The sequence below is a fragment of the Streptosporangium lutulentum genome (assembly GCF_030811455.1).
GTDB lineage: Bacteria > Actinomycetota > Actinomycetes > Streptosporangiales > Streptosporangiaceae > Streptosporangium > Streptosporangium lutulentum.
The window spans coordinates 1,159,187-1,175,611 of the sequence record NZ_JAUSQU010000001.1; the positions used below are offsets into that span (position 1 = coordinate 1,159,187).

Annotated in this window: 15 protein-coding genes, 3 tRNA genes and 1 pseudogene; 9 read left to right on the forward strand and 10 right to left on the reverse strand. The window is 69.8% G+C overall.

What is annotated here, in order from left to right:
- Positions 1 to 279: 279 nt before the first annotated feature.
- The 4 genes from J2853_RS04725 (at position 280) to J2853_RS04740 (ending at position 3,031) form a co-directional block, all read left to right on the forward strand.
- Entirely contained in the window at positions 280 to 858 is a 579-nt protein-coding gene (locus tag J2853_RS04725; protein WP_307555331.1) for an RNA polymerase sigma factor, read from the forward strand.
- Positions 855 to 1,808, forward strand: a complete 954-nt coding sequence (locus J2853_RS04730) for a CU044_5270 family protein (protein ID WP_307555333.1) — start codon at positions 855 to 857, stop codon at positions 1,806 to 1,808. The genes J2853_RS04725 and J2853_RS04730 overlap by 4 nt, the downstream gene beginning before the upstream one ends.
- A gap of 87 nt (positions 1,809 to 1,895) precedes the next feature.
- A complete protein-coding gene (locus tag J2853_RS04735) occupies positions 1,896 to 2,504 on the forward strand; it encodes a helix-turn-helix domain-containing protein (RefSeq protein ID WP_307554050.1) in 609 nt (202 codons plus the stop codon).
- The gene (locus J2853_RS04740) at positions 2,492 to 3,031 is read left to right on the forward strand and encodes a transposase (RefSeq protein ID WP_307568556.1); all 540 of its coding nucleotides are present in this window, start codon (positions 2,492 to 2,494) and stop codon (positions 3,029 to 3,031) included. The genes J2853_RS04735 and J2853_RS04740 overlap by 13 nt, the downstream gene beginning before the upstream one ends.
- 148 nt (positions 3,032 to 3,179) lie before the next feature.
- Here J2853_RS04740 and J2853_RS04745 read toward each other — a convergent pair whose 3' ends face one another.
- From J2853_RS04745 to J2853_RS04755, 3 genes are read right to left on the reverse strand one after another with little or no spacing between them, the layout of a single operon-like run.
- Entirely contained in the window at positions 3,180 to 3,917 is a 738-nt protein-coding gene (locus J2853_RS04745) for an SDR family NAD(P)-dependent oxidoreductase (protein WP_307555335.1), read from the reverse strand.
- A 32-nt stretch (positions 3,918 to 3,949) separates the two neighbouring features.
- Entirely contained in the window at positions 3,950 to 4,150 is a 201-nt protein-coding gene (locus J2853_RS04750; protein WP_307555337.1) for a hypothetical protein, read from the reverse strand.
- Positions 4,147 to 5,607, reverse strand: a complete 1,461-nt coding sequence (locus J2853_RS04755) for an MFS transporter (protein WP_307555339.1) — start codon at positions 5,605 to 5,607, stop codon at positions 4,147 to 4,149. The genes J2853_RS04750 and J2853_RS04755 overlap by 4 nt, the downstream gene beginning before the upstream one ends.
- A gap of 108 nt (positions 5,608 to 5,715) precedes the next feature.
- Here J2853_RS04755 and J2853_RS04760 point away from each other — a divergent pair, with 108 nt between their 5' ends.
- Both J2853_RS04760 and J2853_RS04765 read left to right on the forward strand, forming a co-directional pair.
- Positions 5,716 to 6,324, forward strand: coding sequence for a helix-turn-helix domain-containing protein (locus tag J2853_RS04760; protein WP_307555341.1), 609 nt, complete (start codon positions 5,716 to 5,718; stop codon positions 6,322 to 6,324).
- A gap of 122 nt (positions 6,325 to 6,446) precedes the next feature.
- Positions 6,447 to 6,647 (forward strand): annotated as a pseudogene (locus J2853_RS04765) (DUF4158 domain-containing protein); the annotation flags it as partial.
- Positions 6,648 to 6,771: 124 nt separating this feature from the next.
- Here the strand turns inward: J2853_RS04765 and J2853_RS04770 are convergent.
- The 4 genes from J2853_RS04770 to J2853_RS04785 form a co-directional block, all read right to left on the reverse strand.
- Positions 6,772 to 6,846, reverse strand: a tRNA-Val gene (locus tag J2853_RS04770).
- 15 nt (positions 6,847 to 6,861) lie between these two features.
- Positions 6,862 to 6,932 (reverse strand) — tRNA-Cys (locus J2853_RS04775).
- 25 nt (positions 6,933 to 6,957) lie between these two features.
- A tRNA-Gly gene (locus J2853_RS04780) sits at positions 6,958 to 7,029 on the reverse strand.
- Positions 7,030 to 7,104: 75 nt separating this feature from the next.
- On the reverse strand, positions 7,105 to 7,755 hold the full coding sequence (locus J2853_RS04785; RefSeq protein WP_307555343.1) for an ACT domain-containing protein: 651 nt from the start codon (positions 7,753 to 7,755) through the stop codon (positions 7,105 to 7,107).
- Positions 7,756 to 7,860: 105 nt separating this feature from the next.
- On the opposite strand from J2853_RS04785, the gene dusB reads away from it, so the two are divergent.
- The 3 genes from dusB (at position 7,861) to J2853_RS04800 (ending at position 12,256) form a co-directional block, all read left to right on the forward strand.
- Complete coding sequence (gene dusB, locus J2853_RS04790; protein ID WP_307555344.1) at positions 7,861 to 8,967, forward strand: tRNA dihydrouridine synthase DusB; 1,107 nt, start codon at positions 7,861 to 7,863, stop codon at positions 8,965 to 8,967.
- A gap of 283 nt (positions 8,968 to 9,250) precedes the next feature.
- Positions 9,251 to 11,188 carry a TRAP transporter permease gene (locus J2853_RS04795; RefSeq protein WP_307555346.1) on the forward strand — a complete coding sequence of 646 codons (1,938 nt, stop codon included), beginning with the start codon at positions 9,251 to 9,253 and terminating at the stop codon, positions 11,186 to 11,188.
- An 87-nt stretch (positions 11,189 to 11,275) separates the two neighbouring features.
- On the forward strand, positions 11,276 to 12,256 hold the full coding sequence (locus J2853_RS04800) for a TAXI family TRAP transporter solute-binding subunit (protein ID WP_307555348.1): 981 nt from the start codon (positions 11,276 to 11,278) through the stop codon (positions 12,254 to 12,256).
- A 185-nt stretch (positions 12,257 to 12,441) separates the two neighbouring features.
- Here J2853_RS04800 and J2853_RS04805 read toward each other — a convergent pair whose 3' ends face one another.
- The 3 genes from J2853_RS04805 to J2853_RS04815 all read right to left on the reverse strand — a co-directional run bounded on the left by J2853_RS04805 (position 12,442) and on the right by J2853_RS04815 (position 16,423).
- Entirely contained in the window at positions 12,442 to 13,386 is a 945-nt protein-coding gene (locus J2853_RS04805; RefSeq protein WP_307555350.1) for a glycoside hydrolase family 113 protein, read from the reverse strand.
- A 9-nt stretch (positions 13,387 to 13,395) separates the two neighbouring features.
- Positions 13,396 to 14,013, reverse strand: coding sequence for a TetR family transcriptional regulator (locus J2853_RS04810; protein ID WP_307555351.1), 618 nt, complete (start codon positions 14,011 to 14,013; stop codon positions 13,396 to 13,398).
- Between the two features lie 319 nt (positions 14,014 to 14,332).
- Positions 14,333 to 16,423 carry a golvesin C-terminal-like domain-containing protein gene (locus J2853_RS04815; RefSeq protein ID WP_307555353.1) on the reverse strand — a complete coding sequence of 697 codons (2,091 nt, stop codon included), beginning with the start codon at positions 16,421 to 16,423 and terminating at the stop codon, positions 14,333 to 14,335.
- Positions 16,424 to 16,425 lie beyond the last annotated feature (2 nt).

Genomic DNA, 16,425 nt, shown 5'->3' on the forward strand with positions numbered 1-16,425 from the left:
CGCCGGGCAGCCGCGGTGCATTGACCTGGTCAGTGCCGCTCGTTGTCCCCCAGGGCCACATCACCGCAGGTCGTCGCCTTAGCGCCGGTTCCCGCGCCATTCCGGTCTCGCGCACCGCACGGCGGCCCACCACCGAAACCCCTGCTCTCGGCCTCGCCTCCTGACCTGCGTCCGTGGCCTTCACCCGAGCCTGCCGGGCGGTCGGCAGCGTCCCGTGAACTCGTTTCCTGACTTGTGTGAAAGACGGTCGACACTACTTCCTTGAAAAGGCCCACCCCCATGCCGCTCAGTACGACCCTGTCTGACGCCGCCCTGATCGAACGGTCGTGGCGAGATCCCGAGGATTTCGCCTTGCTGTTCGACAGGCACGCCGGACACATCCACCGTTATGTGGCCCGCCGGCTCGGCGACGACACGGCCGACGACGTCGTCTCCGAGACGTTCCTCGCCGCGTTCAGGCAGCGCCGCGACTACGACACCGCCCGTCCGGAGGCCCTGCCCTGGTTGTACGGCTTCGCGACCAACTTCATCCGCCGGCATCAGCGCGCTGAGAGACACCGCTATAAGGCGTACTCGAAAATGGGCGTGCTTCCCGACGCCGACGACGCCGCGGAACAAGCTCTTGAGCGGGCGAGCGCGCATGCCGTACGCCGCCCTCTCGCCCAGGCGCTCGCCTCGCTGAAGGCCCGCGACCGCGACGTCCTCTTGCTCGTGGCCTGGGCTGACCTTACCTATGAGGAGGTCGCCAATGCTCTGTCCATCCCGATTGGAACAGTCCGTTCCCGCCTCAACCGCGCGCGGGCCATCGTCCGCAGCGCCCTCGGCAGCACCGACCCCACGACGGAGCAGATCTCATGAACGACCTGACCGAACTGCGCGACCTGTTCGCCGACAAGGCGCACGCCACTGCGGACCGCCTCGCTCCCGCCCGTGCCGCCCTTCTGGCCGAGGCCCGCACGAAGCGCCGGCCCTGGGCCCGGCCGGTCGGCCTGCGGCGTCTGATGCTGGCAGGCGGCCTGGTCGCGGCGATGACCGCAGGAGTGATCGCCGTCCAGACGTTCAATCCCGCCGCGCCCGCGAGCGCCGCCGAGGTCCTGAGGCTGGCGGCCGAGGCCGCGAGCGCCACCCCGTGGCCGGAACCCCGCGACGACCAGTATCTCCACTACGAGCGGATCGCGGAGACGCGCAGCGAGAACGGCGTTCCCAACGTCGGTCCGCGCCACATCACGGGCGAGGTCTGGGAGTCCGTCGACGGCTCCCGCCCAGAACTGTGGTGGCACAAGCCGTCGAAGTCCCACCCCCAGGACCGCGAGTACAAGGAGCTCCTGACCCGGTGCCCCAGCGGACCTGGCGCGGGGCGCTCCGCCTACGCCGACCTCCGTGGGTGGCCGACCGACCAGGAGCAGCTCCGGCACAAACTTGCCGAACTCGGCAACAAGATGGTCCTCAAAAAGGACACCGCGACCCAGATCTGGCGCGCCGTCGTCAGCGTCCTCGGCAGCCCGATCCCGCCCAAGCAGCAGGCAGCCATCTTCAAGATCGCCGCGACCCTGCCGGGCATCGAGACGGAAGAGCTCAAGGACGTCACCGGCACATCGGGCATCGCCGTGACCCGGGTGGACAACCGAGGCCCCGGGGGCGCCATCTCCCGCGAATCCCTCATCTTCGACAAGACCTCCTACGTCCTCCTGGGCGGCCAGGAACTCGCGCTGGGGCAAGGGCGTGAACTCTGGTCCATCACCCGTCCGCAGATCATCGACGTACTCCCGGCCTGGTCCAAGTCCCTGAAGCCGCGCGGCTGCGCCTAATGCAACGTTCCTCATTGCATGTTGCGTTTGCCTCTGGTCAGCGGTCCTGACCAGGGGCATCGTGGATGGTGGGGAGGTGATGCTGTCATGCCGAAACTGCTGCACGCCCGGACACCGCGTGATGGCGAGGAAGAGCGTCAGATCCGCAGGCTCGCCGGTGCCCGACATGCCCCTGCCGACTGGATTCAACGTGCTCAGATCGTCGTGTTGAGCTGGGAGGGGATGCGCGGCCCGGCGATCGCCGCCCGGCTGGGCTGTCACCCGGAGACGGTGCGCCGCCGGGTGCGCCGGTTCAACGCCGAAGGCATCGACGGGCTCGGTGATCGGCCCGGGCCCGGCCGTAGACCGCGGATCACTCAGGCCGAGCGATCGCGGATCATCGCGCTGGTCAAGACGACGCCGCCGGGGCGGTTGCGCTGGCGGCCCTGGGGGGAGTTGGAGGCTGACGATGAGGAGGGGCCAGCGGTGTGGACCCTGGATGCCCTGACCGCCGCCGCCCGTGAGCAGGGCATCAACATTGCCCGCTCCCAGGTGCGCCGGATCCTGCTGAAGGAAGGGGTGAGATGGCGCCGCACCCGATCCTGGACCATGAGCAAGGACCCGGACTTCGCCGCAAAAGAACACAGGTCGTCGGCCTGTACACCGACCCGCCGCCCGGCGCGGTCGTCGTCTGCGCCGACGAACTGGGGCCGGTAACCCCGCGCACGTTCCCGCCCGCGCCCGCCTGGTCACCCGACGGCCACCGGATCAAAGCGTCGCTGGAGTACTTTCGCGGCCCTGACAAGACCTGGGTATACGGCGCGCTTCGTGTTGCCGACGGTACTGCGGTCACGATGACCGCCTCGTCTCGCAACAGCTTCTTCTACCAGCGGTTTCTCCAGCAGGTCGAGGAGGCCAATCCCGGCGAGAACGATATCTGGGTCATCGCCGACAACCTCTCCAGCCATGACAGTCTGGCCACCCGGACCTGGCTGGCCGATCACCCGCGGATCCGGCACGCGTTCATCCCGGTCGGCGCCTGCTGGCTCAACCTGCAGGAGGCGTGGTGGCGGATCTTCCGTCACCACGCGCTGGCCGGAGTGTCCTTCGCTGACGGCAGGGACATCGACCACGCCACTCGCATCGCCACCGCCCAGCTCAACCAGCGGGCTAAACCTTGGGTCTGGGGACGGCCACCACCAGCTCCCAGGCACCTACGCCGTCAGTTCACCTACAGCATTTGAGGAACGTTGCACTAGGCCGCTTTCAAGTGGGCTGATCCAAATCGCGGTCCAGGGTCACCGCAGGTCAGCGCGCCGTTCAATTCATAGCGCGCTGACCTCGCACAATCAGTCGTTTGTGAGAGTTCTGCACCTAGCCAGAGTTCTGCACCTAGCCGAGGGCGGGTTGGCCGCCCATGGCGCTGAGGGTGGCGCCGTTGACGTAGCTGGCGTCCGGGGATGCCAGGAAGGCGACAGCCGCGGCGATCTCTTCGGGGGCGGCGACGCGCTTGAGGGCGACGGCCTGTCCGGCGGATTCGAAGGCGTCGCCGAAGGCGGCGGTGCCTTCGGTGCGGGTGGGGCCTGCGGCAACGGCGTTGACGCGTACGTCATCAGGGCCGTATTCGGCTGCCCACACGCGGGTGAGGGATTCCAGGGCGGCTTTGGTGGCGCCGTAGATGCCGCTGCCGAAGCCGGGAGTGTCGGCGGCGCCGCTGCTGATGTTGACGATCGCGCCGTGTCCGCGTGCGGTCATGCCGGGGGCGAGGGCCTGGACTAGGAGGTAGGGGGCGCGCAGGTTGATGGCGATGTGAGCGTCGAAGATGGCCGGGGCGGTGTCGGCTGTGCGGGCGAAGTGGAAGATGCCCGCGTTGTTGACCAGGATGTCGACGTTGCCGGCGCGTTCGGCGAGTGCGGTCACCTGTGTGGGGTCGGACAGATCGGCGGGCTCGAAGCGGGCTCTCACGCCGAGGGCTTCGATCTGCTGGAGGGCGTCGACGGCGCGTCCCTTGTCGCGACCGTGGACGATGATGTCGGCGCCGCGTGCGGCCAGGGCCAGGGCGGTAGCGCGGCCGATGCCTGCGGTGGCTCCGGTGACCAGGGCGGTCTGCTGGGCGAGGTCCTTGCTCATGATCGTGCTTCTTTCTTCGTGGTGCGGGTGGTTCAGCGGGTGTGCCGGGCGGTGAGGACGGTGTCGTGGATGGTCACCGGCGTGCCGTCGGGCGTGGTGGCGGTGCGGGGGCGTACGGCTCGGGTGGTGACCGTCCATGCGTGTGCGGTCAGGTGGTCGGGAGGAAGGCGGCACTGAAACGCGGGTCGCGCTCGGTCATCGGTGAACTCCTCGGGGCCGTTAGGGGTGATCATGCGTGGGCGTCGTCGGCGGCGGGGATGCGGCGCGCCCACACGCCGAAGAGGATGAGGCCGGCCAGCGGGAAGGCCGCGGTGGCCAGCAGGGTCGTGCCCAGCCCGTGGTCCAGGCCGCCGGTGGCGGCCAGGACACTGGTGAGAACGGCCAGGCCCATGCCGCCGCCCAGCTGCTGCAGTCCTTGGTTGAGGCCGGCGGCGGCGCCGATGTGCTCAGAGGGGGCCTGGTGCATGATGACGGCGGTGACCGGTGCGAAGGTCGCTCCCGCGCCCGCACCGAGCAGGATCGACGGCAGCAGCACCGTGACGATCGAGGTGCCCGGTCCGGCATCCGCTGCGACCAGTGCCATCCAGGTGATGCCCAGTGCCAGGCCCGACAGACCGGTGATGCCGATGGCGCGTTCCCCCAGGCGCGGCAGCAGCCGTGGAGTGAGCTGGTTGGTGGCGATCAGTCCGACGGTGAAGGGCACCAGAGCCAGCCCGGTCTGGATCGGGGTGAAGCCGAGGACCTGCTGGGTCAGCAGTGTGGTGAAGAACAGGAAGCCGACCTGACCGGCCGGGACGACCAGCATGGAAAGCAGCGGGCCCGCGCTGCGCATGGAGGAGAAGAACGCCAGCGGCATCACCGGGTGCGGATGCCGCCGCTCACACGCCGCGAGCGCCGCGAGCGCCGCGAGGGCGACGGCGAAGGCGGCGAGCACCAGGGGGCTGGTCCAGCCGTGGTCGGCGGCAGAGGTGAAGGTGAAGACCAGAGCCACCATCGCCAGGATCGAGGCAGTGGCTCCGCCGATGTCCAATGAGGTGCGCCGACGTTCCAGTTCGGGAAGGTTGCGCAAGGTCCCGAGCAGGACCAGGACGCCGATGGGGGCGTTGACGAACATCACCCATTGCCAGCCCAGCGTCTGCGTCAGCACCCCGCCCGCGAGCAGACCGATCGCTGCGCCGGCGCCGACGGCGAGAACGAACATCGCCATCGCGCGCGAGCGCTGCGGGCCAGGCGCGGTGATTCCCATGAGCAGGACCATCACACTGGGCGCGGCCACCGCAGCCCCCACCCCCTGAAGGGCACGCGCGGCCACCAGCAACCCCGCCGAACCGGCGAGACCTCCGGCGATCGAGGCGATCACAAAGACCGTCACACCGAGGACAAGGGCCCGGCGGGGGCCGATCATGGAGCCGACCTTGCCGCTGAGCAGGATCAGGCCGCCGAAGGTCAGAGCGTAGGCGGCGACGACCCAGGACAGACCGGCGCTGGAGAAGTCCAGATCGCGGCCGATATCGGGCAGGGCCACGTTCACGATCGAGGTGTCCACGACGAACATCAGCTGCGTCAGCACCAGGATCACCACGGCCGGCGCCACCGAGCCACGCGGAACGCTCACCATCGCATCCGTCGGCGGCGCCGGCGCGGTATCGGGCCCACCCGCCGGGGCGGTGGGCGAGTTGCCTCGGGTCATTGCACCTCTCCTGTCCTGCGTCATCGCCCGCGTCGGGGCGCCTGTTGACATGGTCAGGCGGCCTAAGCCGACAGGCAAAGATTCTTGCTGCGGTGGCAAGATAGGGGCATGGATGAAGAGACCGCATCGACGATGGCGGCGGTCGGGCCCCGCCTGAAAGGACTGCGCACTCAGCGCAACCTGTCGCTGACCTCCCTGGCACAGTCCACCGGGATCTCCCTGAGCACGCTCTCCCGCCTGGAAACCGGTCAGCGCCGCCCCACCCTGGAACTTCTGCTCCCCCTGGCACGCGAGCTACGCGTGGACATCGGCGAACTCATCGGGGCGCCGCAGACCGGCGATCCCCGCCTGCACCTCAAGCCCGTCACCCGCCACGGCATGACCATGCTGCCCCTCACCCGACGAGCGGGAAGCCTGCAAGCCTACAAACTGATCATCTCGCCCAGGACGCGCTCACCCGAGCCCGAGCAGTCCAGCCACGAGGGATATGAATGGATCTACGTCCTCGACGGCCGCCTACGCCTGGTCCTGGGCGACAACGACCTGATCATGGGCCCCGGCGAGGCCGCCGAATTCGACACCCGCACCCCCCACTGGTTCGGCAACGCCGACGAGAACCCCGTCGAGATCCTCAGCCTCCTGGGCCACCAGGGAGAGCGCGCGCACCTGCGTGCCCGGACCGTACGACCCGGGGGCACCGCGGCAGGTACCGAGTGACACACGCACACGGGGTCGCCGTAGCTTCCAGCGCAAAAACAACGATTCCGTTGATCTCGGCCGGTGACGGGTCGCGGGCCTGACGACGCCGCGCGTACGGTCCGCGGGTGGCGACCAGGGAGGTGTTCTCGGCTGAGGAGTCGGAGCGGCTTCGACGGTTCCCGGAGGTGGATCGGACGGAGCTGATCCGGTACTTCACGCTGACCCCGGCGGACGAGGCGTTCGTGCGGCGGTTCCGCGGTCAGGGCAACGTGCTCGGCGCCGCGGTGCGGCTCCGCACGCTGCCATGGCTGGGGTTCGTACCCGACGACGTGCCGGAGGCACCAGCCGCGGCGGTGCTGACAAGCGCCCGGCCGACCCGGAGCAACAAGAAGCCCCAGACTCTCGGCGTCTGCCGTGAGCTGGGGCTTTGCGTCTGCTTGACCAGGACTGGCCCGGTGTGGAACGTGGTGGACGATACAGGGATTGAACCTGTGACCTCTTCCGTGTCAGGGAAGCGCTCTCCCGCTGAGCTAATCGTCCGTGCTGAAAACCAAGAGGTGGAGACGGGATTTGAACCCGTGTACACGGCTTTGCAGGCCGTTGCCTCGCCTCTCGGCCACTCCACCGGAGTGAGAGCCCGAAGACCCTTCGAGCGGAAGACGGGATTCGAACCCGCGACCCTCACCTTGGCAAGGTGATGCTCTACCACTGAGCCACTTCCGCGTGTTTCCGCCGGATGTTCTCCCTGCGGCAACGAGAGAACTCTAGCGGGTTTTCCGGGTGGTCGTGTACCCGTGCTCAGTCCGGCCGGTGCGACTGGCGGGCGACCCCGCGTTCGACCGCGGGGAGGGTAAGGAAGATCTCCAGGATGCGGGTGAGACGGTGCACCTCGGTGCGGTGGAAGGCGGGACCGTCGGCGCGGGCCAGAAGGAGGGTCAGGGCCAGCGGGGGCAGCGGGGCGGCGATCAGGTGGAGGCCGGAGGCGAGGGTGGAGGCCGTCGGGCGGGCGGGGGTGTCGGCGGGGAAGGGCACCTCCTCGGGGGCACGCCAGCTGGAGTGGACGACCCTTCGAGGAGCCTTCTCGGTGCCGGCCGCGGCCCAGTCGGCGCTGAACAGCACCGGCATGGAGTCGAGCAGGGTGGCCAGGGCGCGATCTCCGGCCGTGGTGATGTATTTGAGGATCTCCAGCTCCGGATAGGTGTCCGGGCCGGCGCGCGTGCTCCACACGCCCTCGATGATCACTCCTGACACGCTCTCCAGCGCGTCGATCAGGGACTGCCTCGGAGCGGAGTCCGGCCAGTAGACGGTGATGTCGTCCAGCGCGCGGCCCTCGCCGCGATCGAGCACGACGATCTGGGTGATGTCCGCCCCGGCGATGCCGAGCACGCGGGTGATCCTGCCGAGGGAACCCGGCTGGTCGAGCAGTGTGATCCGAAGTCGCAGAAGCATCCGCGGCCCCCCTGTCACGTCTGGTTACGCAATTACCACCATATCGAGGGGCGATTCGTCCAGCTCATCGCGGTGCGGTAGAAACAGCGAGTGGAGTCGTTGAAGTTGGGACCGCTCGAGGTCTGGCCGCCTGTCGTCCTCGCGCCGATGGCGGGGATCACCAATGCGCCCTTCCGTACCCTCTGCCGCGAGCAGGGCGGCGGGCTGTTCGTCTGCGAGATGATCACGACGCGGGCGCTGGTGGAGCGCAACGCCAAGACGTTCAAGATGATCCGGTTCGAGCCGAGCGAGAAGCCCCGCAGCATCCAGCTCTACGGGATCGACCCGGTGACCGTCGGCAAGGCCGTCCGCATGATCGCCACCGAGGATCTGGCCGATCACGTCGATCTCAACTTCGGCTGCCCGGTGCCCAAGGTGACCCGGCGGGGCGGCGGTTCCGCCCTGCCGTACAAGCGGAACCTGCTCCGGGCGATCCTGCGCGAGGCCGTGGGCAACGCGGGGACGCTGCCGGTGACCATGAAGATGCGCAAGGGCATCGACGACGACCACCTCACCTACCTGGACGCGGGGCGGATCGCCGTGGAGGAGGGCGTCTCCGCGATCGCGCTGCACGGTCGCACCGCCGTCCAGCACTACGGCGGGACCGCCGACTGGGAGGCCATCGCCCGGCTCAAGGAGGCGGTGCCCGAGATCCCGGTGCTCGGCAACGGCGACATCTGGAGCGCCGACGACGCGCGGCGGATGATGGACAGGACCGGATGCGACGGCGTCGTCGTGGGCCGGGGCTGCCTGGGGCGCCCGTGGCTGTTCGCGGACCTGGCGGCCATGTGCGACGGGAGCGACGAACGGCTCCGCCCCCGGCTGGGCGAGGTCGCGGCGACCATGGACCGGCACGCGACGTCGATGGTCGAGTGCTTCGACAGCGAGTGGCACGCCGTGGCCGACTTCCGCAAGCACGTCGGCTGGTATCTCAAGGGCTTTGTCGTCGGCTCCGACCTCCGCCGCCGCCTGGCCACCTCGGAGACCCTCGCCGGCCTGAGAGAGAGCCTCGCCGAGCTCGACCCCGACCAGCCGTGGCCCGAGGGCGTGGACGCGCCGCGCGGCAAGACCAACCCGCGTGACCGCGTCCACCTGCCCGCCGGCTGGCTGGACGACCCCTACGATCTCGCCGTCCCCGGCGCCGACGCGGAGCTCGACACCTCGGGCGGCTGACACCGCAGGCCCGGCGGCCTCGGCCGCGGACCTTCCGGCCGGCCGGGCACCCGGTCGGCCGTTCTGATCGACCGTCCCGGCGGATCGATCATCCCCGCCAGCCGACTGCCGCCGTGGATCGATCATCCCCGCGGGCCGGCCGTTTCCACGGGCCGGGCGCTCCGGGGGGTTGCCCACTCCGGAGCCCGACGTGACGAGAATGTGATCAAGTTCCAACTGGATCTCGTCAACCGTCTGGGTACCCTGCCGTCAAGAGACGTGGCTCACATGTGGAGACGGCGGTTTGACGGGCACCACATCGGCAGATGAGTTGATCGCGGAGTTCGACGCGGAACGACCCGCCCGGCGCCTGCCGGGTCGTGTGGCGGCGGTCGTCACCGTGATCGCCCTCGGACTGTCGCTCTACGTGCTGTACTGGTCGTTCTGGCCCGGCCCCGTGGTGCCGTACCGGATGGCCTTCCTCGCGGTCGTGCTGCCGCTCACCTTCGTCTGCTACAGGCGGGGAAGGCGGGACACCGACCGTCCGGGCGTCGTCGACTGGGTGCTGGCCGGGCTGTCGTTCGCGGCCTGCCTCTACCCGCTGGTCGTCTTCGACGATTTCATCCGGCGCGCGGTCGAGCCGACGACCCTCGACGTGGTGGCCGGGGCGGCCATCGTGCTGCTGGTCCTCGAGGCCTGCCGCCGCACCGTCGGCTGGATCCTGCCCGCGGTCTGCGTCGGGTTCTTCCTCTACGCCTATTACGGCGGCTACCTGCCCTTCGACTGGGTCATCGGGCACCGCGGCTACGGCATCGAACGGATCATCGTCTCGTTCGTGATGGGCACCGACGGCGTGTACGGCGTGCCGCTCGACGTGGCGGCCACCTACATCATCCTGTTCACCATCTACGGCGCGGTCCTCGACCACTCGGGGGCGGGGAAGTTCTTCGTGGACATCTCCCTGGCCGCCTTCCGCCGCTCGCGTTCGGCGCCCGGCCGTACGGTGACCCTCGCCGGCTTCCTGCTCGGCACGGTCAGCGGCTCGGGCGTCGCGACGACGGTGAGCGTGGGCAGCGTCGCCTGGCCGATCCTGCGCAGGGCCGGTTACCCGCCCGAGCAGGGCGGGGGAGTGCTCGCGGCCGCGGGCATCGGCGCGATCCTCTCCCCTCCCACGCTGGGCGCGGCGGCGTTCATCATCGCCGAGTACCTGCGGGTCGGCTATCTCACCGTGCTGATCTACGCGATGATCCCCACGATCCTGTACTACCTGGGCATCTTCCTGGCCATCGAGATCGACGCCCGCAAGTACGGCACGCGGGCGGTCGAGGTGGACGCGCCGAGGTTCTGGCCGCTGCTGCGCCGGTTCGGGTACCACTTCAGCTCGCTGTTCGTGATCGTCATCCTGATGGCCCTGGGCCAGTCGCCGTTCCGGGCGGTCGTGTACGCCACGGTGCTGGCCTTCGCGCTCTCCTTCCTCGACCCCGAGCACCGTCTCGGTCCCGCGAAGGCGGCGAAGGCCCTCGCCGCGGGCACGATGGGAGTGCTGCCCGTCGCGGCCACCTGCGCCGCCGCCGGCCTGATCGTCGCCGTCGTCACGCTCACCGGGCTGGGTCTCAAGGCGAGCTCGCTGATCGTCGGGGCCTCGGGCGGGATTCTCGTCGTCACCGCGCTGCTGTGCGCGCTGGCGGTGCTCCTGCTCGGTCTCGCCGTACCGGTGACCGCGTCGTTCGTCATCGCGGCGGTGATCATCGGACCGGCGCTGATGGGGCTCGGGGTCAGCCAGGCCGAGGCCTACATGTTCATCTTCTACTACGCCGTGCTGTCGGAGGTCAGCCCGCCCACGGCGCTCTCGGCCTTCGCGGCCTCGGCCATCACCGGCGGCAACGCCTACCGGACCATGATGGCCACCTGGAAGTACACGCTGCCGGCCTTCCTGGTCCCCTTCGCCTTCGTGCTGACCCCCGGCGGGTCGGCGCTGCTGGCCCAGGGGGCGGCGGGGGAGATCCTGGCGGCCACGGCGGTCTCGGCGGTCGCGGTGGCGGCGCTGGCCGCCGCCACCGGGGGCTGGCTGCTCGGCCCGGCGGGACTTCCCGAGCGGGTCCTGTGCGGGGTGGCCGCCGTCCTGCTGCTGTTCCTGTCACCCCTCCCGGCGCTCGCCGGGGCGGGCTTCCTGATCCTCGCCGTCGCCCTGCACCTGGTCATGAGAAAACGAGAGGCAACGCCGTCGACGACTCCCTCCTGAAAGAGGGGCTTGACCCATCCGGAAGCGCGGCATCGTGCCGCGTTTCCCCCCGCCTGAAGGCGGAGGTTTCCACACTGGAGGAAATTGATGACCGTCAAACGCGTGGCCGTCCTGCTGGCCGCCGGGGCGCTGTTCCTCGGTGGCTGCGGCGGTGACCGATCCGCCGAGCAGGCCGCGGACCAAACCGCGGGCCAGCCCGCCGCGGGTAAGCGGCTGTCCATCGCCACCGGCAACACCACCGGCGTCTACTACGTCCTCGGGGGAGGGCTGGCCGACCAGATCGGCAAGGGCATCCCCGGGTACCAGGCGACGGCCGAGGCGACCGGCGCCTCGGTGGAGAACATCCAGCGGGTCGTCAGGGGCGACTCCGACATCGCCTTCACTCTCGCCGACTCCGCCGCGGACGCGGTCGCGGGCAAGGACTCCTTCACCGCTCCCCAGCCGATCCGTGCCATCGCCCGCCTGTACGACAACTACACCCAGGTGGCCGCCACCACCGAGTCGGGGGTGAAGTCCGTCGCCGATCTCAAGGGCAAGCGGGTCTCCACCGGCTCCCCGAACTCCGGTACGGAGGTCATCGCGCTGCGCCTGCTGAGGGCGGCGGGCCTCGACCCGGACAAGGACGTCACCCGCCAGTCGCTGGGCCTGCCCGAGAGTGTGCAGGGCATCAAGGACGGCACCCTCGACGCCCTGGTCTGGTCGGGAGGTCTGCCGACCCCGGGCATCACCGACCTGATGACCTCGCTGGGGGACAAGGCCGCCTTCGTCCCGCTGGACGGGGTGCTGCCCGCGATGCAGAGCGAGCACGGCCCGGTGTACGCCGCGGGCACGATCGCCAAGGATGTCTACAAGACCCCCGCCGACGTGTCCACGATCGCGGTGCCCAACCTGCTCGTGGTGAACGAGAAGATGGACCCCGCTCTCGCGGAGAGCCTGACCAAGTTGCTCTTCGACCGCAAGGCCGACCTGGAGAAGGTCCACCCCTCGGCCAAGGAGATCACCCGCGAGAACGCCCCCAAGACCGAACCCGTGCCCCTGCACGACGGCGCGAAGAAGTACTACGGCTGACCCACCGAAGGCCCGGCGACGACGCGGCCGCCCGGACGACGGGGCCGCCCGCGGGAACGGCCGTTCTCACCCGCGGGCGGCCCCGTCGTCCTCGCCCTGATGTCGGCGCCGGCCGTGCGCCGTTCTCACCCCAGGGTGTATCCGGCCGCCTTCGCCCCGGTGCCGGCACCGGCCAGGCGCCGCTCTCACCCGCGGGCGTACCTGGCCGCCATGGCGTGGAAGACCTCCTTCGGCTCCCACCGGGTGTCGTCGATCATCTTGACGACGCCGTAGGAGCCGAGGTCGAGGTCGCCCGGCCGCGTGTATCCGGCGAAGGTGAACCAGAACGCGCTGTCCACGCCCTCCTCCTCGAAGACGTCGAGCAGTTCGTCGAAGTAGCGGACCTGCTCGCCCTCGTCCCGCACGGCGCCTTCTGGAACGGTCCACGCCATGCCTCCGCGCAGTCCCGCGCCCCGGTAGGCGCAGGTGCCGAACTCGGTCACCGCGACCGGCTTGCCGTGCCCGGCGTGCGCGCGGACCTCCTCGCGGAAGACGGCGGCGTTGTACTCGGCGCGGTAGGCGTCCACGCCGACGAGGTCGAACGGGCTCCAGTCGACGAACTCCCAGGGCGCGGAGGCGTAGGTGATCCTTCCCTCGAACCGTTTCCGCGCGCCCGCCGCCGACTCGGCGAGGAAGGCGTTCAGCCGCTCCAGGAGCGGCCCCAGCGCCGCCCAGTCCTCGGGGGTGGAGTAGGACATCAGGGCGTTCAGCCGGTCCATGACCGTGTCTCCCGGCAGGAAGCCCTTGGCGAAGCCACTGATCTCGCAGCCCATGACGTAGACGACCTCGGCTCCCGCCCGCCGTAGGGCCTCCGCGCGCTCGGCGCACTCGGCGAAGTACGGCAGCATCTCCTCGGTGGTCAGTTCGCAGGGGAACGGCGCGAACCACACCTCCAGGCCCGCCGCGGCGGCGTGCTCGGCGGCGACGCCGAGCCGGGCGGGGTCGCCGCCCGAGACGCGTACGGCGGTGCAGTGCAGCTCGTCGGCGATGACCCGCATCTCGCGGCGCACCACCTCGGGGTCGAACGCCTCGCGGGAGCTGTTGCCGCCCGGGTGGAAGGCGGTGTCGTAGTTGATTCCTCTGGCGCGCATCGCGTCTCCTTAACGGGTGAACCGATCGCCGAACCCGCGTTCGAGGAGGTCGAAGGCGAGATCGACGTCTTCCGTGAGCCTGCGCCCCGCCTCGGGAAGCGGTGTCCCCGAGGCCAGGCGGTTGAAGAACGTCTCCTTGAGCGTGAGGACGGCCGCGGAGATCTGCGCGGCCATCAGCGAGGCGGTCAGGTCGTCGATCCGGCAGTCGTCGATCCCCGTCAGGGCCTGTGTGAGCGCGAGCCGCTCGCTGTACTGGATCCCGTTGACCCCCGCGACCAGCGTCGGGCTCTCGACGATGATCCGCATCATCGTGATCAGCGCCTCGGGTTCCACGTCGCCGGGATCGGCCGCGAACGCCCGGTAGTGCCGGCGCAGCGCGTCGAGGGGGGACTGCCCGGGCCGCCGTCCGGCCACGACCTTCGCCACGTCGTCGTCGGCCACCGAGCTCAGGACCAGGGACTCCTTGGTCGGGAAGTAGGTGAACAGGGTCACCTTCGCGACTCCCGCCGCGGCGGCGATCTCGTTGACGGTCACCGCCTCGAACCCCCGCTCGGCGAAGAGCCGCATCGCCGCCTCGGCGATCGCCTGCCGCGTCTGCCGTTTCTTGCGCTCCCTGAGTCCGGTCACAGGGCGACAATAACCGAACCGGGTTCAAAATCAAACCCGGTTCGGTTTATTGTCATGGCGAGTCACGCCCGGACCCCGTCACCGCGGACGCGGCGCGCCCATCCAGATGAGAAGGACGGCCGGGCGATGCCGAGCATGATCTGCACTTTGTCGTCGTGGCCGGTGGTGAGTTTGACGGAATCGGCGATGCGCTGGGTGCGGAGCGGTAGACCGGCGACTCGATCGGAGATGGTGAGGGCCGCGTCGTGTATCCCCGGTGGGGACCGTTCAGGGGAAGCGGGGGGGAGGCGAGATCGACCCCGCCGTCCTCGGCGGGTTTCTAGCGGAGCAACCGGACGGCGTCGGCGATGACCACCCCGTCGGCGGCGTTGCTCAGCTCGATCGTGGCCAGCCCTTCGGCCATGCGGTACCTGCCGAGCGACACCCACGATCCGCCGCGTGGCTCCGTCACCCCGGGCGTCCGCTGATCGACCCGCACCACGCTGGTCCCGCCCGCGTGGATGATCGTGAAGGGTGCGTTGCTCGCGCGATTCTCGTGCACGGTATGGGAGACCTGAACCTCGTAGTCGCCGTCGTGCGGGACCACCGGGCGCCACCGGACGACCCGCTCGCCCGCCCCGGCAGGCGCCGAGCGGTAGTTGCCGCCCCGGTAACCGGCCACGCTCGTTCCTGCCGACCAGGCGCCGCTGACCACCTGGTAGCCGAGCTCGTCGTTGTCGACCACCACCTCGTCGCGCACGTCGGCCTGAGACGGCGCGTCGATCAGACTCAGCGCGTCCAGCGAGACCAGCGTGCCGCCTCCGCGGCCCACCCCGGATGCGGTGAATCGGATCTTGTGCCGGCCGGCCTTCAGATCAACGGTGCCGAGTTGTGCGACGTCGTAGCCGTCGGCCCGGTCCGCCGTGGTGTCCAGCACCGCGGTCCTGGGCCGGCGACCGTTGACCGTGACGGTGACCAGACCGCCGGCGGCGGCTCGGAAGTAGCGCAGCAGCAGCTCATAGGAACCCGGCCGCCGGACGTCCACGGTGTACTCGACGTGGGCGCCGGTCCGGTCCGGCGTGAACACGGCCCGGCTTCCCTGGCGGGCCACCGGATCCGCGACGATCGACACGGCGCCGCCGGAGGCGTGCGCGCCGGTCGAGAGGTCGACGAGGTGTTCGGTGTAACGGGAGTACTTGCGCAGGCTGTCCCGGCCGTCGGTCAGCCATTCGAGGGAGAACCGGCAGATGGCCACCCGGCGAGGGAAGCTCGGGTTGTCGCCGTCGCAGCCGTAGACCAGCAGGATCGTGCCGTCCGAGAGCCGGGCGAGCTCGGAGTAGTACGACCGGCCCTCGTTGATCACCCGGCTGTAGCGGAACGAGTGCGCCTCGTCGTAGCTGACCGAGACCGTCAGGTTCGTACGCACCGGCGAGTCGGGGCGGCTGAACAGCATCCGGTCCACCTCGGACCTGCCCGGCCCGCCGGTGTAGCGCAACAGGCTCGCGTCCACGGCGTTGAACGTGCCGGTAGACCCGTCCAGGCGCGGCGGCGACCAGGTCAGCCCGCGGTCGGCGCTGACCGACACGATCCGCTGCCGGTTACCGCCCGACGCGGCGCGGCCGTTGACCAGCACCGTTCCGTCGGATCGCTGGACCACCCTGGCCTCGTTGATCGGGTACTCGACGGAGACCGGTACCTCCGAGGTCGTCTGCCAGGTCTCGCCGTGGTCGTCGCTGTAGATCGATGCCACACCGTAGTACCGCTGCTCGACGGTGTTGCCGATGATCACCCGGCGGTGGGAGCAGTTGAGCAGCAGCCGGCCGTTGTCCAGCTGGATGCCGTGGCCGGGGCCGGGACCGTGCAGAGCCCAGTCGTAGGGGAAGTGGTCGAACAGGCCGGACATCTCGCGCGGCTCGCCCCACGTGCGGCCGCCGTCGGCGCTGGAGATCATGTAGAGGTCGCCGATGTCGCCGGAGCAGCCCGTGTTCTCCGGCAGCAGGATGGACAGCATGTAGAACAGGAAGATCCCGCCGGTGGTCCGGTCGACGACGAACGCCGGGTTGCCCCACGACTGGCCGCCGACCGACGCCACCAGCGTCTGCGTCTGCTCCCAGGTGTCGCCGCCGTCATGGCTACGGCGCACCAGCAGGTCCCGGGGGCCCGCGTCGCACACCTCGTGCCGTCCCTCGGTGGCGACGAGGATGGTGTCGTCCGGCAGCACGGCCAGCCCGTGGACGTGGTAGCTCTCCAGCGGGTCCACGGTGTTGTCCCACAGCGTGGTGTCGTCGAAGGAGATCGGCCGCCGCCGAGCGGCCGCCGCGCTCGCGGTGGGTACGGCCGTGCCGATCGCGGCGGCCAGTGACGCCGCGGCGACCCCGATTCCGAAGGTCCTGCGGCCGATGTGTGTGTGCTGGGGATCTGGCTGTGCCACGT

Bases quoted from the DNA above. Each gene is read 5' to 3' on its own strand.
- J2853_RS04800 (WP_307555348.1), top strand. From the start codon at position 11,276: ATGACCGTCAAACGCGTGGCCGTCCTGCTGGCCGCCGGGGCGCTGTTC.
- J2853_RS04745 (WP_307555335.1), bottom strand. From the start codon at position 3,917: ATGAGCAAGGACCTCGCCCAGCAGACCGCCCTGGTCACCGGAGCCACC.
- J2853_RS04725 (WP_307555331.1), top strand. From the start codon at position 280: ATGCCGCTCAGTACGACCCTGTCTGACGCCGCCCTGATCGAACGGTCG.
- J2853_RS04755 (WP_307555339.1), bottom strand. From the start codon at position 5,607: ATGACCCGAGGCAACTCGCCCACCGCCCCGGCGGGTGGGCCCGATACC.
- J2853_RS04785 (WP_307555343.1), bottom strand. From the start codon at position 7,755: ATGCTTCTGCGACTTCGGATCACACTGCTCGACCAGCCGGGTTCCCTC.
- J2853_RS04730 (WP_307555333.1), top strand. From the start codon at position 855: ATGAACGACCTGACCGAACTGCGCGACCTGTTCGCCGACAAGGCGCAC.
- J2853_RS04760 (WP_307555341.1), top strand. From the start codon at position 5,716: ATGGATGAAGAGACCGCATCGACGATGGCGGCGGTCGGGCCCCGCCTG.
- J2853_RS04805 (WP_307555350.1), bottom strand. From the start codon at position 13,386: ATGCGCGCCAGAGGAATCAACTACGACACCGCCTTCCACCCGGGCGGC.
- J2853_RS04735 (WP_307554050.1), top strand. From the start codon at position 1,896: ATGCCGAAACTGCTGCACGCCCGGACACCGCGTGATGGCGAGGAAGAG.
- J2853_RS04750 (WP_307555337.1), bottom strand. From the start codon at position 4,150: ATGATCACCCCTAACGGCCCCGAGGAGTTCACCGATGACCGAGCGCGA.